Origin of the sequence: Janthinobacterium sp. MP5059B (assembly GCF_001758645.1) — a bacterium.
GTDB classification, from domain to species: domain Bacteria; phylum Pseudomonadota; class Gammaproteobacteria; order Burkholderiales; family Burkholderiaceae_D; genus Janthinobacterium; species Janthinobacterium lividum.
Map to the genome: position 1 here is coordinate 52,179 of NZ_LRHX01000001.1, position 16,609 is coordinate 68,787.

The 16,609-nt window shown below is 63.5% G+C and carries 14 protein-coding genes and 2 tRNA genes; 5 read left to right on the forward strand and 11 right to left on the reverse strand.

Annotated features, from left to right (window positions below):
* Positions 1-96: 96 nt before the first annotated feature.
* The gene (locus JAB1_RS00250; protein WP_034785107.1) at positions 97-1,272 is read left to right on the forward strand and encodes an efflux RND transporter periplasmic adaptor subunit; all 1,176 of its coding nucleotides are present in this window, start codon (positions 97-99) and stop codon (positions 1,270-1,272) included.
* Positions 1,273-1,275: 3 nt separating this feature from the next.
* Positions 1,276-4,497 (forward strand): efflux RND transporter permease subunit, encoded by a 3,222-nt coding sequence (locus JAB1_RS00255; protein ID WP_070278002.1) that lies wholly within the window; start codon positions 1,276-1,278, stop codon positions 4,495-4,497.
* Positions 4,498-4,590: 93 nt separating this feature from the next.
* Here the strand turns inward: JAB1_RS00255 and JAB1_RS00260 are convergent, their stop codons facing one another.
* The 6 genes from JAB1_RS00260 to JAB1_RS00285 all read right to left on the reverse strand — a co-directional run bounded on the left by JAB1_RS00260 (position 4,591) and on the right by JAB1_RS00285 (position 12,045).
* Positions 4,591-4,926: a hypothetical protein gene (locus tag JAB1_RS00260; RefSeq protein ID WP_070278004.1), complete on the reverse strand. Its 336-nt coding sequence runs from the start codon at positions 4,924-4,926 to the stop codon at positions 4,591-4,593.
* Between the two features lie 237 nt (positions 4,927-5,163).
* The gene (locus tag JAB1_RS00265; RefSeq protein ID WP_083299500.1) at positions 5,164-6,087 is read right to left on the reverse strand and encodes an S-adenosyl-l-methionine hydroxide adenosyltransferase family protein; all 924 of its coding nucleotides are present in this window, start codon (positions 6,085-6,087) and stop codon (positions 5,164-5,166) included.
* Between the two features lie 17 nt (positions 6,088-6,104).
* A complete protein-coding gene (locus tag JAB1_RS00270; RefSeq protein WP_254671920.1) occupies positions 6,105-8,618 on the reverse strand; it encodes a TonB-dependent receptor in 2,514 nt (837 codons plus the stop codon).
* 126 nt (positions 8,619-8,744) lie between these two features.
* Positions 8,745-9,623 carry an NAD(P)H-hydrate dehydratase gene (locus JAB1_RS00275; protein ID WP_070278006.1) on the reverse strand — a complete coding sequence of 293 codons (879 nt, stop codon included), beginning with the start codon at positions 9,621-9,623 and terminating at the stop codon, positions 8,745-8,747.
* 17 nt (positions 9,624-9,640) lie between these two features.
* Positions 9,641-10,405, reverse strand: coding sequence for a histidine phosphatase family protein (locus JAB1_RS00280; RefSeq protein ID WP_034785117.1), 765 nt, complete (start codon positions 10,403-10,405; stop codon positions 9,641-9,643).
* A gap of 239 nt (positions 10,406-10,644) precedes the next feature.
* A complete protein-coding gene (locus tag JAB1_RS00285) occupies positions 10,645-12,045 on the reverse strand; it encodes a cation:dicarboxylase symporter family transporter (protein WP_070259747.1) in 1,401 nt (466 codons plus the stop codon).
* A 262-nt stretch (positions 12,046-12,307) separates the two neighbouring features.
* On the opposite strand from JAB1_RS00285, the gene JAB1_RS00290 reads away from it, so the two are divergent.
* Both JAB1_RS00290 and JAB1_RS00295 read left to right on the forward strand, forming a co-directional pair.
* Complete coding sequence (locus JAB1_RS00290) at positions 12,308-12,685, forward strand: nuclear transport factor 2 family protein (RefSeq protein WP_034785122.1); 378 nt, start codon at positions 12,308-12,310, stop codon at positions 12,683-12,685.
* 13 nt (positions 12,686-12,698) lie between these two features.
* Positions 12,699-13,088: a hypothetical protein gene (locus JAB1_RS00295; protein WP_070278007.1), complete on the forward strand. Its 390-nt coding sequence runs from the start codon at positions 12,699-12,701 to the stop codon at positions 13,086-13,088.
* Between the two features lie 3 nt (positions 13,089-13,091).
* Here the strand turns inward: JAB1_RS00295 and JAB1_RS00300 are convergent, their stop codons facing one another.
* Positions 13,092-13,697, reverse strand: a complete 606-nt coding sequence (locus tag JAB1_RS00300) for a YigZ family protein (RefSeq protein ID WP_070278008.1) — start codon at positions 13,695-13,697, stop codon at positions 13,092-13,094.
* Between the two features lie 67 nt (positions 13,698-13,764).
* Positions 13,765-14,022 carry a hypothetical protein gene (locus JAB1_RS00305; RefSeq protein WP_070278009.1) on the reverse strand — a complete coding sequence of 86 codons (258 nt, stop codon included), beginning with the start codon at positions 14,020-14,022 and terminating at the stop codon, positions 13,765-13,767.
* A gap of 128 nt (positions 14,023-14,150) precedes the next feature.
* Here JAB1_RS00305 and JAB1_RS00310 point away from each other — a divergent pair, with 128 nt between their 5' ends.
* Entirely contained in the window at positions 14,151-14,864 is a 714-nt protein-coding gene (locus JAB1_RS00310) for a helix-turn-helix transcriptional regulator (RefSeq protein ID WP_254671922.1), read from the forward strand.
* Positions 14,865-14,918: 54 nt separating this feature from the next.
* Here the strand turns inward: JAB1_RS00310 and JAB1_RS00315 are convergent.
* The 3 genes from JAB1_RS00315 to JAB1_RS00325 form a co-directional block, all read right to left on the reverse strand.
* A tRNA-Lys gene (locus JAB1_RS00315) sits at positions 14,919-14,994 on the reverse strand.
* A 70-nt stretch (positions 14,995-15,064) separates the two neighbouring features.
* Positions 15,065-15,140 (reverse strand) — tRNA-Lys (locus tag JAB1_RS00320).
* Between the two features lie 292 nt (positions 15,141-15,432).
* On the reverse strand, positions 15,433-16,521 hold the full coding sequence (locus tag JAB1_RS00325) for an NADH:flavin oxidoreductase/NADH oxidase (protein WP_070278011.1): 1,089 nt from the start codon (positions 16,519-16,521) through the stop codon (positions 15,433-15,435).
* Positions 16,522-16,609 lie beyond the last annotated feature (88 nt).

Below are 16,609 nucleotides of genomic sequence, written 5' to 3' on the forward strand. Positions count from 1 at the left end.
CTTGTGGTTTTAATAAAAATATTATGCTTGCTATCGCTTGCAGCCCTATCCGGGCCGCAGCAACGGTAGTGGTGCTATCTATCCGGAGAATTACCCATGTTGCGCAAAACCCTGTTTGTTCTGGCAATCGCTTCCGCCCTGGCCGCCTGCGGCAAAGAGTCCAAAGATCCTGGCAAAGGCGCTGGCAAGGGGGGCAAGGAACAGGCGGGCGCTGCCGTCAATCTGCTGGTATCTCCGGAAGACCTGCTGACCATCCAGAGCAATGCGCTGGCATCGGGGCCTGTCATCACCGGTTCCGTGCAGCCTGAGCGCAATGCGGACTTGCGCGCCGAAGTGTCAGCCGTGGTGATCCAGGTCATGAAGGAAAATGGCGAAGTCGTCAAACGGGGCGACGTGCTGGTGCGCCTGGACGAAACGTCCATCCGCGACGGCCTCAATTCGGCCGAGGAAGCCAGCCGCGCCGCCAGCCAGGTGCTGGAGCAGTCCGAACGCATGTTCCAGCGCATGAAAACCCTGCGCGCCTCGGGCATGACGTCGACGCAGGCGCTGGAAGACGCGGAAATCCGCCGCAACAATGCGCAAAGCGACCTGTCCGCCGCGAAAAGCCGCGCCGTGCAAGCCCGCCAGCAGTTGCAGCGCACCCTCGTGCGCGCGCCGTTCGACGGCATCGTGAGCGAGCGCAAGGTCTCGAATGGCGATACGGCGCAAATCGGCAAGGAATTGATCAAGGTCATCGATCCAACCAGCATGCGCCTCGAAGGCCTGGTGTCGGCCGACAAGATCGGCGTCGTCAAGGTGGGCCAGCCCGTGCTGTTCCGCATCAATGGGTATCCGGGCCAGGATTTCGCGGGCAAGGTGCGCCGCGTCGATCCTGCCGCCAATGCCGTCACGCGCCAGGTGGCCGTGCTGGTCGATTTCAATGACAAGGAACAACCGCGCGTGGCCGGCCTGTACGCGGAAGGGCGCATCGAGACGGAAACCGTCAGTGCGCTGATGATCCCCGATTCGGCCCTGGTGAAGGCGGGCGACGTGACCTACACGTGGAAGGTCAAGGACAAGGCTTTGCATAAAGTCAACTTGCGCATCGGCGCGCGCGACGTGCGCACGGGCCAGTGGGAAGTGCAAAGCGGCCTGGCCAGCGGCGATACCGTGCTGCGCACGCCGGGCTCGACCTTCAAGGATGGTCAGAAAGTGGAATTGACGGCCGCCAAGGCCGTGCCAGCCGCCGCCGTGGCCAGCAGCAGCACCGCCGTTGCCGGTAAAGGAAACTAAGCCATGTTCCTTTCCGATTTCAGTATCAAGCGGCCCACCGCCACCATCGTCCTGATCCTGGCCATGATGTGCGTTGGCTTGCTGGCGCTCAAGAAATTGCGCGTCAACCAGAACCCGGACGTCGAAGTGCCCTTCATCGTCGTCAGCATTCCTTACCCTGGCGCATCGCCCGACACGGTCGAGCGCGAAGTGGTGAACCGCTTGGAAAAGTCCTTGCAAAGCATTTCCGGCGTGACCGAAGTCAACAGCGATTCGAATGAAGGTTCGGCCAGCATCTTCTTGAAGTTTTCCTTCAATACCAACCTGATCGAAGCATCCGACAATATCCGCAATGCGATTGCCGCCGTGCGCTACAAGTTGCCGACGGAAATGCGCGAGCCTATCTTGCAGCGCATCGACCCGGCTGCCGAACCGATCATGCAACTGGCGCTGTCGTCGAATACGCAAAGCCATGCGGAAATTTCGCGCCTGGCCGAAGACGTGCTGTCGGACCGCTTCCGCACCGTCGATGGCGTGGCGCTGGTCAATGTGGGCGGTTCGCTGAAACGCGAGCTGTCCGTGCTGCTGCGGGCGGAAAAATTGCGTGAATACAATGTGTCCGTCAGCGATGTCGTCACCGCCTTGCGTAACCAGAACACGAATGCGCCCGTGGGCAAGGTGCGCGGCACCCTGGACGAGAAAAGCATCCGTCTGGTGGGCCGCATCGAATCGCCAAGCGACTTCGAGAAAGTGGTGATCAAGCGTCGCGGCGAGGAAATCGTGCGCCTGGCGCAAGTGGCCACCATCGAAGATGGCTTTGCCGAAGTCAATAGCCTGAGCATGCGCAGCGGCAAGCCGAACGTGGGCATTTCGATCACCCGCGTGCGCGACGCGTCCACCGTCAGCGTGGCCAACAAGATCCGCGACATGGTGGCGGAAATCAACAAGACCTTGCCGAAAGGCACGATCCTGCAAGTGACGCGCGATGGCGGCGAAAACGCCCAGCATAGCCTGAACAACGTGATCGAATCGCTGGTGCTGGGCGCCGTGCTGACGATTTTCGTCGTCTACGCCTTCCTGAATTCGTGGCGTTCGACCCTGATCACGGCGCTGAGCCTGCCGACGTCCGTGATTGCCGCCTTCATTGCCGTGTGGCTGTGCGGCTTTACCCTGAACTTCATGACCTTGCTGGGCCTGTCGCTGGCCATCGGCGTGCTGATCGATGACGCCATCGTCGTGCGCGAAAATATCGTGCGCCACATGCAGATGGGCAAGGACCGCCGCACGGCCGCGCTGGAAGGCACGGCCGAGATCGGCATGGCCGTGGCTGCCACGACCTTCTCCATCATCGCCGTCTTCATTCCCGTGGCCTTCATGCCAGGCATCTCTGGCGAATGGTTCCGCCCGTTTGCCTTGACGGTGACGTGCTCGGTGCTCGTCAGCCTGGGCATCTCGTTTACGCTCGACCCGATGCTGTCGGCCTACTGGGGCGACCCGGTCGAGGAACACTCGGCGCCGAAAAAGGGCATCGGCCGCGTGCTGGAAAAATTCAACCACTGGTTCGACCATCAGGCCGACCGCTATGGCCGCGTGATCGCCTGGGCACTGCATCACCGCCGCTGGATGGCCGTCATCGCCTTCGGCAGCCTGGTGGGCGCCATCGTCCTGCACTCCACGCATGGCGGCACGAGTTTCTTGCCGGCATCCGATTCGGGCAATCTGATGATCAATGTGCGCACGCCATCGTCGAGCAGCATCGAGTATTCGCGCTTGAAGCTGGAAGCGGCGGCCGTGCTGGCGCGTACCTTGCCTGAAACCAAGGATACCAACAGCTCCATCAATGCCGGCGGTGGACGGGTATATGTCGACATCGGCAAGCGCAATACCCGCAAGCGTTCGGCCAAGGAAATCGCCGTCGAGCTGCGCGAGAAGATGTCGCGCCTGGTGGGCGCCGAATACGTGGTGCAGGATGACTTGAGCAATGGTTCGCAAAAGCCGATCCAGGTGGAATTCACGGGCCCGGATTCGCGCAAACTCATGGAGATCACGAACGCCTACATGGACAAGCTGCGCGCGATTCCCGGCGCCGTCGATGTGGGCCTGTCCGAGCAAGATCCGAAGAACGAGCTGCAGATCGAGCTCAACCGCGGCCTGGCCAACTCGATGGGCATTTCCGTCAATGATGCGGCGCAATCGTTGCGCGTGGCATTCGCCGGCGTGGAAGTGGGCGACTGGGTCGATCCGACGGGCGAGACGCGCGACGTGGCCGTGCGCCTGCATCCCGATGACCGCGTGGCATCGGAAAACATCGAGCGCCTGCCGATCAGCGTGACGGGCACGTCGCAAATGGTGCCGCTCGACCAGATCGCCACCATTACCATGGGCAAGGGCCCGTCCGGCATCGAGCACAAGAATGGCAAGCGCACGATCACCGTGTCGGCCAATGCGCAAGGCCGCTCAAATGGCGAAGTGACGAGCGATGCCATGAAGCTGGCCAACTCCATCGACTTCCCGCCCGGCTACGGCCTGGCGCTCGGTGGCGCTGGCCAGGACCAGCAGGAACTGTTCACGGAAATGCTGATCGCGCTGGTGATGGGTATCGGCCTGATGTATTTGATCCTGGTCATGCAGTTTGGTTCATTTACGGCGCCGGTGGCCGTGATGATGTCCTTGCCGCTGAGTCTGATCGGCGTGGTGGTGGCGCTGGTAATCACGAACAACACCCTCAACCTGATGAGCTTTATCGGCATCATCATGCTGATGGGCCTGGTCGCCAAGAACGCCATCCTGCTGCTGGACGCGGCGCGCAAGCGCGAGGAAGAGGGCCATGGCCGCGAAGACGCGCTGATGTATGCGGGCCGCATGCGTCTGCGTCCCATCCTGATGACGACGTTCGCGCTGATCGCCGGCATGTTCCCTGTGGCGCTGGGCCTGGGCGAGGGTGGCGAGTTCTACCGTCCATTGGCGATCGCCATCATCGGCGGCACCATCACCTCGACGATTTTGACCCTGCTGGTCGTGCCGACCTTCTATGACAGCATCGAGATCGCCCGCGATGGCGCCGTGGCCAAGTTCCACCGCCGCGCCGCGCGCATGCCCGTAGCTGTGGCCATGATATTGACCTTGCTCGAATGCGTGCTGACCTTGCTGCTGGTGCGCTTCATCTACCGCATGCTGAAAAAGGCCGTGCTGTTCCTGATGGGACGCCGCACGCCGAAGGCGACATCGGTCAGCCTGCAAAAGTAATACCGGGCCAAGGCGCAGCTTGCGCTGCGCCGTGGTATTTCAAGAGCCTTCCGCGGAAGGCTCTTTTTTTTGCCTGCTCGTCTGGCCAGAGTGCTAACTGTTGCGTGGCGGCGGCGTGGTCCCTGTGCCCGTGCCTGTTCCCGGTGTCGTGCCGTTGGGGGGCGGTGTGGTGGATGGCGGCGTGGTCGTGCCATCGGGGTTGGTGGTGGTGCCCGGTGTCATGCCTGGCGTGGCTGGCGTGGTGGCGTCCGGGTTGGTCGTGCCCGTGGTGCCGGACGTGCCGCTGGTGGCGGGCGGCGTTGCCGGCTCGGTGGCGGCGGGCGTGGCGGTGGTACTGGTGTCATTGCGTTTGTTGCAACCGCCCAGCAGCGCGCAGACGATGGCGCTGCCGAGGACGAGCTTGCTGGTAGTCAGGAGTGGAGCCGTCATGATTGTTCCTTTTCAGTGTAAGACTGTCGTGGAAACGCATGCCTCGCCAGATTGCGTATCTGGAACAAGGCTGGCATCGCTTGCAAGGTTTAGAGTAGGTGGGCCGCTACAGGTTCACCGGACTTGCACAGGCGCGGTGCTGGCGGGGGCGGGGAGCGCGCTGCATTTGACGCAGCGCAAATCCGGAAGGGATACGAGGTGGGCCAGGACGGGATGCCCCGGCCGCGTAAGGAGCGTTTATTTGGCTGCAGGGGCCTTGCTCACTTCCACTTCCCAATCCACGCCCGACTCGACGTGGTGCTTGGCAGCAAAGTCACCCTGGCTGATGGCGACGGCCACGTCGAGCAGGCTGTTCAGGTAGACAAGCGGCTTGCCCTTGGCGACGCCGCCAAACGTGTGTTCGAATGGCGCCGTGACCTTGGCCACTTGCTTGCCCTTGTGCAAGATGCGCACTTGCAGCGGATCGTGCAGCTTTACCTGCAATTCGTCGAGCAGGGATTTCGGGATATTCGTCCACACATTGCCATATTTGACGTCCAGTACGGGCACGATGCCGCGGATGGTGTTGCCGTCGCGTACAGGTTTTTGATACGCGATCTTCACCACGGATTCGCTCGGCAATTGCGGACCCACCTGTTCATACGTGATGGCGCCCGACGCCAGGCGCGCACCCACATACGCGTACACGTCGCGGCCATGGAAGGTGTACGATTCGGCGGAACCCGCCAGGCGATTGACCTTTTCATCGATTTCACGCAGTTCGGCCACGCCGTCGCGCTCGGCGATCAGGGTGAACAGGCCATTGTCCGGCCCCACGAAATAGCGTCCACCCTTGGTTTTCAGCACCACCGACTTGCGCGCCGTGCCCACGCCCGGATCGATGACGGACACGAACACCGTGCCTTGCGGCCAGTAATTGGCCGTCTGGTACAAACGATAGGCGCCCAGCCAGATGTCGTAGTCGGGAATCTGGTGCGTCAGGTCCGAAATGGTGAGCTGGGGATCGACGCCATAGGCGACGCCATGCATGGCCGATACGGCGCCGTCGGCCGTGCCGAAGTCCGTCATCAGCACCAGCGGCGCGGCGGCCTGGGCGGACGACAGCAGGAGGGCGCTCAGGCAGGCGCCGGCGACGAGGTGGGAGATTTTCTTGATGATCATGGGTTCTTTCCGTGGCGTTAGAAGGTGTAGTTCAGCTTGGCGTAGAAGTACGCGCCATTGACGCCGATGGGGTTGATGAAATTGTAGGGCAGGGCGCCGCCATACGTGGCGTTATTCGTCTCACGCACGCGCTGCGGATAGCGGTCGAGGATGTTGTTGCCGCCCACGCTCAAAGTCAGTTGCTTGCTCAGTTTCAATTGGCCTTCCAGGTCCAGCGACCAGACGGCGCCGAAGCGCTGGGCCGGGATGCCGTCGATTAAGGGTGCATCGCTGTCGTAGGAAAAATCTTTCAGCTCGCCAAAGCGCGTGGCGCGCGCCTGCACGCCCCAGCCGGCCGCTTGCCAGTCGGCACCGAGGATCAATTTGCTCGCGGGTGACGCATGTTTGATGCGGAACAAACTCGTTTCCGTCAGCAGGGTCAGACTCGGATCGATATTGGCCAGCGCGGCGGAACTCTGGTGCACCTTGTCGAGGCTGGTCTTGTTCAGGTTCAGCGCCGCATTCAGGTTCAGCTTGCCTGAGGTGAACGCCAGGTCATGGTTCAGCACCACGTCCAGGCCTTTTGTGCGCGTGTCGAGCAGGTTGGCCAGGTAGGCCACGGACTGGATGTCGCTGCGGCCATTGGCGGCCAGGTAGGCCGTGACGGCGTCGCTTTGCAAGTCGCTCGAGCGGGTGATGCGGTCGCGGATGCGGATCACGTAGGCGTCCACCGTCACGCTGGTGGCGGTGGACGGTTTCCAGGCCAGGCCCAGCGAGACGTTGGTCGATTTTTCCGGTTTCAGCTGTTGTGCGCCGAAGCTGCGCGCCAGCGGATCGCTGGCCGGCAGCAGGGCTGCCGTTTGCAGTGCCGTGCCATCGGCGTTGAAGTTCAGTGTGGCGAAGCGGAAACCCGTCTGCACGAGGGCCGGCGCGCGGAAGCTGTTCGACAGCGAGCCGCGCACGAGGAAGTTATCCGTCACTTTATAGCGCGTGGACAGCTTGCCCGTGCTGGCGCTGCCGAAGTCGCTGTAGTGGGAATAGCGGGCGGCGGCGCCCACCAGCAGGCGCGGCGTGAGGTCGCTTTCCACGTCCGCATACACGGAGCGGATCTGGCGGCTGCCGTCATAGGCGTCCGAGGGACGCAAGCCCGGTCCCGCCTGGGCGCCCGGCGGAGCGTCCGTGAAGCTGCCGGCCGCATACGAGGCAGGATCGCCGGCCGAGCTGGTGTAGGTTTCGCGCATCCATTCGGCGCCCACGGCCAGGCTCAATGGCGCGGGCAAGCCGATGTCGATGCTGCGTGTGGCATCGAGGTTCAAGGCATTCTGGCGGAAGTCGAAGCCGGCCAGATCAAAACGCGTGGGGCTGGCCGCACCCAGCGAAGCGTTGACGGAGTGGCTCACGCCGTAGTCAAAGCGGTCGCTACCGTGGCGCGCGCTGGCGTCCCAGTTCCATTCGCCAGCGCTGCCGCGCACGCCGGCCACGATGCTGAGGTCGCGTTTGCCGCCATTGGTGACGGGGCGGTAGCCGTTCGGATACAGGGCCGCTACGTTCGACGGGTCGCCCGGATAGCGGAAGTAGGCGCTGCCGTCCGATGTGCGTTCGTTGAGGGTGGCAAACGAGTACAGGTCCAGGCCGCCGTCCAGGGTGAGCTGGGTGTTGTAGAACAAATAGTGGTTGCGCTGGCGCGAGTCGCCCGACTTGAACACTACCTTGCCGTCGAGCGCCTGGTCGGCTGGCGTGAAGTTGTAGGAAGTCCAGCCCGCGTCGCTGGGGCCGGCCCGTTCCGTGGGCGAGCGGCGCCGCGTCTCCGCGCCGAAGCGGAAGAAGCCCGCCTCGCCCAGCGGCACGCCATAGTCGGCGTTGACGATGATGGTCTGGCCATCCGTCAGGGTCTGGTCGGTCGGGTCGAAATGCGTATGGTTGGCGCCATAGCTGACGGAAGCGGCACCGCCCGTGCGGGCCTTCTTCAGCACGATGTTGATGACGCCCGCCACGGCATCGCTGCCGTACTGGGCGCCCGCGCCGTCGCGCAGGATTTCGATATGGTCGATGGCGTTCGGCGGAATGGCGTTGATGTCGACCGGCACGGTGCCGGCAAAGCTGCTTTCCGTGTCGAGCACGGCGCTCGTGTGGCGGCGCTTGCCGTTGATCAGCACCAGCACCTGGTCGGGCGCCAGCCCGCGCAACTGGATGCCGCGCACGGAATCGGACGCGCCGCTCGACTCGATGCGGGGGAAGTTGATCGACGGCGACAGGTTTTGCAGGGCCGCGCCCACGTCGCCCGTCGCCAGCGCATTGCTCACTTCGCGCGCGCCGAAACGGTCGATGGGCACGCTGCTGTCGAACACCGTGCGGTTGCGCGCGCGCGAGCCGACGACGGTGACCTGGTCGATGCTGGCGCCGGTCGTTTCAGCGGTGGTGCCTGTGCTGGCGCTGGCTTGCGCGTCCTGGGCCAAGGCGGGCGCGGTGCCCAGCATGGTGCAGGCCAGCACGATGGCGCGCAGCGGCGTGGCGGGACGGGAGGCAGGGGTGGATGAATGGCGCGGATGCAAGGCGGTGTCCTTTGGGCTCGATTGGTGTTCGTATGGAAACAGTTGCAATGAGCTTAAGGGAGGCGCCCGCCGGCGCTAACGATTCTTTCTGGATATGCTTATGCTGTTGTTTCCACGCCGCGCCGTTCATGCGGCCAGATGGCGCAGCAGGGCGGGAATCTCGGTCGGGATTTCGCGCGCCAGGTAGCCGAGGCTGCCGAAGCGCAGGGCCAGCTGTTCGCCTGCCAGCGCATGCAGGGCGATGCCCCAGGCGCACGCCTGCTCCAACGGCGCCCCGCGCGCGGCCAGGCCCGTGATGATGCCGGCCAGGGTGTCGCCGGAACCGGAAATGGCCAGGCCGATATTGCCGCCTGCATGCGTCCAGCAGGTGCCGTCGGGCATGGCGATGACGGTCAGTGCGCCTTTCAGGGCGACGATGGCGTTCCAGCGCCGCGCCGCGTCCACGGCGCAGGCATGCGGGTCGGCCAGCACGGCGTCTTTCGACAGGCCCAGCAACTGGGCCAGTTCGCCCGCGTGCGGCGTCAGCAGCACGGCTTGCTCAAAACGGAAGTGCGCGGGCTTGCGCACGACCTGCATGGCGCAGGCGTCGAAAATGAGGCTGCTGCTGGCAAACAGGGGCAGCAGGTGGCGCATCAGCTCGCAGCTTGCGGCCGTGTCGCACATGCCTGGCCCGACGAGGACGGCGTCCACCTTGCCGGCCAGCGGCGCCAGCTGGTGTTGCGCCTCATGCCGGAAGCCGCCCAGCGCCGTTTCGTCCAGGCCAATGACCCGCGCCTCGGGCATGGCGATGGCTACCTGCGCCGCCACCGATGCGCCCGTCGCCAGGGTCAGCTTGCCGGCGCCCGCGCGCAGCGCTGCCGTGGCCGCCAGCAGGATGGCGCCCGGCATTTCCGCCGAGCCGGCAACGATCAGCAGGTGGCCGCGCACTTCCTTGTCGCCGTCGGGCTGCGGCATGGGCAGGGGCCAGGAGCGCAGCAGGGATGGGGTGATGGCGGTGGTGTCCATGCGTGACTCCGAAAAAACTAGGACTTGGGCGCAGCCGGCATGTCGGGCTGGGCCGTGACGGGTGTGCCGGCCGCTTCCAACGGTGCGACGAAGTTGCACAGGTCCAGCTGCAGCTTGCCGTGCTTGCCGAGGGCGGGGTTGAAGGCGTAGGAGGTAACGCCGCAGTTGGGCACGTCGGCGGCCTTGTCGATGGCCAGGATAGCGTGCTCGTCGCAGCGCTCGAGCAGGTAGCGGAAACAGTTGACGATGACCTGGTGGCCGACGATCAGCACCCGTTCTCCCCGGTATTCGCGGGTGATGGTGTCGAGCACGCTGCGCAGGCGCAGGATGACGTCGCACCAGCTTTCGCCGCCTGGCGGACGGAAGTAAAATTTGCCGACGTGCTGGCGTTGTTCGTGCAGTTCCGGGTACTTGCTGGCGATGCCGTGCACGGTCAGGCGGTCGAGGATACCGAATTCCTTTTCGCGCAGGCGCTCGTCGGCCACCACGGAGGCGAGGCTGTCCGCATCGATGCGCGCCAGCACGGCTTGCGCCGTCTGCTGGGCCCGCACATACGGCGAGTACAGCACCACGGTCGGTTGTTGTTCAGGGGGGAGGGTGGCGAACCAGTCGCCCAGGGCTTGCGCCTGGCGCGCGCCCAGCTCGGAGAGGGGGACGTCGACATCGCGCTCGGCGATGGCGATCAATAACTGTTTTTCCGCTTCGGCGGCATCGCGCGCCACGTTGCCGGCACTTTGGCCGTGACGCACGATCCAGATTTGCTGCGGCCATTTCTGTTCCATCGCCTTGCGCCTTCCTCTATATTTATTGTTAATAAATATAGACGAAAGCGGCAAGGCGCGGCGCGCCGCTGGTGTGGCTGGACGCGCTTAAGAACACCTAACAAAACCGTAGCGAGCGGAAGCGAGGCTCGGCGCCCCCGTTGGCTTGAGAAGCGGAACTGTGCGAATGTACGGGGGCGCCGAGCCAGTGAGCATCGGAAACCGCGACCCGCGACGCGCAGTAGGTTTGGTTATGCGTTCTAGGCGGTATGTTCCGCTTCGTCCAGGTCGGGCGCGTCGTCGCTGTTGTAGACGGCCAGGTCGGTTTGTCCCATGACCCGGCTGGTGACGGTGCCGGCCGTGATCGAGCCGCTCACGTTCAGCGCCGTGCGGCCCATGTCGATCAGCGGTTCGACGGAGATCAGCAAGCCGGCCAGCGCGACGGGCAAGTCCATCGCCGACAGCACGATCAGGGCGGCAAACGTGGCGCCGCCGCCCACGCCGGCCACGCCGACGGAACCGATGGTGATGATGGCCAGCAAGGGCAGCAGGAAGCTGATCGTGAACGGATCGACGCCGACGGTGGGGGCGATCATGACGGCCAGCATGGCGGGATAGATGCCGGCGCAGCCGTTCTGGCCGATGGTCGAACCGAACGAGGCGGCGAAGTTGGCGATGCCTTCCGGCGTGCCCAGGCGCTGGGTTTGCGTCTGCACGCTCATCGGGATCGAACCGGCGCTGGTGCGCGAGGTAAACGCGAAGGCCAGCACGGGGAAGACTTTTTTCACGAAGCGCAGCGGATTGAGACCCACGCCGGCGATGATGGCCAGGTGCACGAGGAACATCAATATCAGCGCGCTGTACGAGGCGACGACGAAGTTGATCAGTTTCAAGATGTCCGTGTAGCTCGACGACGCCACCACTTCAAACATCAGCGCGAATACGCCGTACGGCGTCAGGCGCAGCACCAGGGTGACCATGCGCATGACGATGGCGTGCGCCACTTTCATGAAGTTTTCGAAGGACGCGAAGATTTCCGGCTTCTTCACGGCGATGCCCGTGGCCGAGATGCCGATGAAGATGGAGAACACGACCACGGCGATGGTCGACGTCTTGCGCGCGCCCGTCATGTCGAGGAAAGGATTGGTCGGCACGAAGCTGACCAGCAGTTTCGGCAGCGACAGGGCCTTCGCCGTTTCCAGCGAGCCTTGCAGCTGCACGCCGCGCGCCACTTCGGCGGCGCTCGACGTCAGGCCGACAGCCGTCAGGCCGAACAGCTTGGCCATCAGGATGCCCAGCGCGGCGGCGATGGTCGTGGTGATGAGCAGGGTGCCGATGGTCAGCGCACTGATCTTGCCCAGGGAACTCGCATCCTTGAGCTTTAGAATGGCGGAAATAATCGAGACCATGATTAGCGGCATGATGATCATCTGCAGCAGTTTGACGTAGCCGCTGCCGACGATGTCGATGTATTCATTGGTACCGGCGATGATGGGCGAGCCGGCGCCGTACAGCCACTGCACGGCCGCACCGAGCAGCACGCCCAGGCCCAGGCCTGTAAAGACGCGCACGGTAAATGTCGCGTGTTTGCGTTGCTGGTGGAACATGAAAGCGAAGACGAGCAACGCAACGAGCAGGTTCAGGATGATGTTAATTGCCATGAAGGGGCCTTATCTTGGTTTTATTCGAGACTGCACGGAGCACATAAAACAGTACTGCAACTGACAGCTGCCCCAGCCCGGGGCGGAAGGGCAAGCACTGTACAGTACTATGGTGGCGTTTTGCGCAATACCGCTGCGAATATTACGCTATATAAATATGCTCCACAGGCATAAGTCTTCCGGTGGATTGTGAAAAAGAAGATTTCATGCAAGCATGTTTTGCTTATTTATTAATGTCGTGCCAATTATTTCAAGGAAAAAGATGAATGCTTTAACGGAAGTACAGGTACTCGATGCGGAAGAACGCTTGCGCCTGGCCATGATGGCATCCGATGTGGCTGTACTGAATGTGTTGCTGGCCGATGACTTGTTGTTTACGAATCACCTGGGTCATCTGCTGAGCAAACATGCGGACCTGGCAGCGCACGAGCAGCGGCTGCTGACCATCACGGACTTGCGCGCGTCCGAGCGCCATGTGCGTGTCACTGGCAACGTGGCCGTCGTCTCCGTGCGCATGCACTTGACAGGCAGCTATCACGACGTGGAAACGCATGGCGACTTCCGTTTTACGCGCGTCTGGGCGCAGGATGCGGCCGGCGCGCTGCAAGTGATCGCCGCCCATTCCGGCGTCGTGGCTTGAGGAGCAAGAGTTAGTGGATCATCGTTCCAAAGGGCAGCTGTTGGAAGCTGTCATCGCCGCCGGCCCGGCCACCCTGGCCATCACGGCCGGCTATCCCGTGCTGTTGTACAACCTGGTGCGCACCTGGGCCGACGCCCCCGGCGCCAATGCGCTGGCCGCGTTGCTGCTGACGGGCGGCTTGTGGGCCTTGCTGGAATTCTGGCGCATCGCCCTGGCAACGGTGGCGCGCAAGGCGTATGCGTTCAACTGGCGCTTCTGGCTGGCCATCGCCGGTTTTCTCGGTTGCTTCGTACGTTTCGTGCCGGACATGCCTGCCGGACTGATGCTGCTGTTGATGGTGCTGCCGGCGCTGGCGTGGACGCATTTCATCTTGCTGCAGATCAAGCGCCCTGGCAACTTGTAATTTTTATTCTTCCTCTTCGGCTTCTGCTTTCAGCCAGGTTATCCGTCCATTGCCTGCCTCATCCAAATGGGCCAGCAGGGCGGTGGCTGCCGCTTCCGCCAGGCTGAAATCGAACAGTACGTCTGCGCCGTGTTCCACGTTCAGCAAGGTGGCGCCGGCGCCATCGAGCTCGCGGCGCAGCATGCCTTCCATCGCATACGGCACCGTGCAACGCAGGCTGCGCTGGCGTACGATGGCCGTCTTTTCCGCCTGCAACAACGCTTGCGCCACGCTATCCGTGTAGGCCCGCACGAGACCGCCCGCGCCCAGCTTGATCCCGCCAAAGTAGCGCACCACCGTCGCCAGCACGCCTTCCAGGTCCTGGTGGCGCAGCACGTCGAGCATGGGCCGTCCGGCCGTGCCGCTCGGCTCGCCATCGTCGACGGCCGCCGACTGTCCGCCCGCCAGCAGCGCCCAGCACACATGGCAGGCGCCCGGATGCTGCGCCTTCAAATCGTTGACCACCTGCTGCGCGCTGGCGCGGTCCGTCATCGGCTGCACGCAACCGATGAAACGGCTTTTCTTGATGATCAGTTCGCTGTGGACGGGGGCGGCAATGGTAAACGGCATGGCGGGTGCGAAGGCGGGCAAAGCAGCATGATAGAGGAAATGCGCGCCGGCGACGAGCCGGTGCCGCCTAGGCGCCCGATGGCGATACCAGTTCGCGCAGCGCCGCATCGCGCACTTGCACGATGTCGAACAGCCCCAGCGCGTGCAGAGCGGGCAGCGCTTCAATAATGTCGCGCTCGGCCATGCTCCGGTCGGCGTCGCTGCTGGTCTCGTCCAGCCATAGCCGGGCGTTGGCCAGGAAGGCCCCCACCGTTCCCTTGCGTACAGTGACGCCATTGAACTGGCCCTGGTTTTGTTGATCGGGTAATACGTCTTCTGCACGCATGATGCACTCCTGAATATCGAAAGACTTCACTGTATGATGATGGGATTGTCTTGTCTGCGTTGTTTATGTCATTCGATACGTTAAATCCGCCAATTTTTTCAGCGTCGCCGCCGTCACCGCTGCGCGCCATGCGCATTGTCCAGCCGCAGGAGCGGGTGACGGCGGCGCACCGCCATGCCAGCGGCCAGCTGTTTGGCGCCATGCGGGGCTTGCTTTCCGTTGCCGCCGACAACGGGCAATGGGTGGTGCCGGCCAGCCACTGCGTGTGGATGCCGCCCCATCACGTGCATGCGCTGCGTTCCCATGGCCCGTTTGCGGGCTGGAGCGTGTATGTGGACGAGGCCAGTTGCGGCAGCTTGCCCGCCGCGCCGTGTGTGATGCGCGTCTCGGGCTTGCTGCGCGAGGCGGTGGGCCGCGCCAGCGCCTGGGAGGATGGTGCACTGGACACCCGGCAGGCCCGGGTGGCGGGCGTGATCCTCGACGAGATCGCCGCCGCGCCGCACGAGTCCTTCGGCTTGCCCCTGCCGACGGACCCGCGCCTGCTGCGCGTGGCGCGCGCCGTGCTCGATGACCTGGCCGACGAGCGGGGCGTGGAAGCGCTGGCCGCCTGGACCGGCGTCTCGCCGCGCACCCTGGCGCGCCGTTTTACGGCGGAGACCGGCTTTACGCCCTCGGCATGGCGCCAGCGCGCCCGCATCCTGCGCGCCCTGGAACTGCTGGCCGCCGGCCAGCCCGTCACGACGATTGCGCTGACCCTGGGCTACGACACCGTCAGCGCCTTTATCGCCATGTTCAAGCGGGTGATGGGCGTGACGCCGGGAAGGTATGGGGAAGGGGCATAGCTGGCGCTGAAAACAAAAAAGCCAACCGCGAACGGTTGGCTTCTCTGAAGTATTTGGTAGGCCGTGCGGGATTCGAACCTGCGACCAACGGATTAAAAGTCCGCTGCTCTACCAGCTGAGCTAACGACCCAAAAACTTTACAACTGAACTGCGGTAATACTGTGCCGTATCAGCATGCTTGCATGATGACGACTGAATCTTGGTAGGCCGTGCGGGATTCGAACCTGCGACCAACGGATTAAAAGTCCGCTGCTCTACCAGCTGAGCTAACGACCCAAGGGCGGCTATTATGACGGCCAACGGCGGTTTTGGGAAGGGCCGTGCGGGATATGGGCGGAAAAAAGCCTCGCGTAGCCCTCATGCGCGGTCTCATATTGCTAGATAGCCTGCCTATATCGGATCCCATGCCTGCAACGAAGACCTTCCCATCCCCGAGCGAGCGCCGGCGCCGTCCGACGAATTGTGCACGGCGTCCAGACGTCTGCTGCATGCCACTGCTGCTATTGGGGCTGTTATTCCTGCCGGAATTGCCCCTGGATGGGCATCCGGCAGCGCAGACGAAGGACGATCAGTAGCGTTCCAGCCAGTGCGCGTAGGGCGCCGGCAGGGTCCACGAGGCGCGCTCGACGCCGAGCTCCTTGGCGGCAAAATATGCCCAGTGCGGATTGGCCAGGTGCGCCTTGCCCACCATCACTACGTCGAGCTGTTCTTCCTTGACGACGCGCTCGGCGATGGCCGGCGTGCCGAAGCCCCAGGCGGACGAGACGGGTACGCCAGCTTCGCGGCGGACTCGCTCGGCGATCGGACCCATGAAGGCCGGGCCCCAGGGAATCGCCACGTCGGGAATGGTAAAGCCCATGCTGACGCTGAGCATATCCATGCCGGCATCCTTGAACTGGCGCACGAGACCGATCGATTCGAGCAGGGTTTGCTCGTCGCGGCCATCGAATTCCAGCACGCCGAAGCGGATCGTCAGCGGCAGGTGCTCGGGCCACACTTCGCGTACGGCTTTCAAGGTTTCCAGCAGGAAGCGGCTGCGGTTTTCCACGCTGCCGCCATAGATGTCGTCGCGCTGGTTCGAGTGGGCGGAAAAGAAGCTTTGCGCCAGGTAGCCGTGGGCGAAGTGCAGTTCCAGCCATTCGAAGCCAACTTCGCGGGCGCGCACGGCAGCGTCGACGAAGTTCTGCTTCACGCGGGCGATATCGTCGAGGTCCATGGCGCGCGGCACTTTCGGCAGGCCGCCGCCAAAGGCGATGGCGGATGGGGCGATGGTTTGCCAGCCGCGCGCGTCGCCCTCAGCGATATGGTCGTCGCCTTCCCATGGGCGGTTGGCGCTGGCCTTGCGGCCGGCGTGGGCGATCTGGATGCCGGGCACGGAACCGGCCGCCTTGATGGCCTTCACGACAGGCACGAAGGCTTGCGCCAGGTCATCGTTCCAGATGCCCGTGCAGCCTGGCGTGATGCGGCCTTCGGGTGCCACGGCCGTCGCTTCGACGATCACCAGGCCGGCGCCGCCACGGGCCATGCCCGCGTAGTGCGACAGATGCCAGTCGTTGGCCAGGCCATCGACGGCCATGTACTGGCACATCGGCGGCACGGCGATGCGGTTGCGCAGGGTGATGTCTTTGAGGGTGTAGGGCTGGAAGAGGGCGGACATGGTGGCCTTTGTGTTTGTTGGTGGAAGTATTGGTGGATGTTGATTCGGTAGTTCGTAAATATTCGAAGAATGGAATTAGTATAGCGCA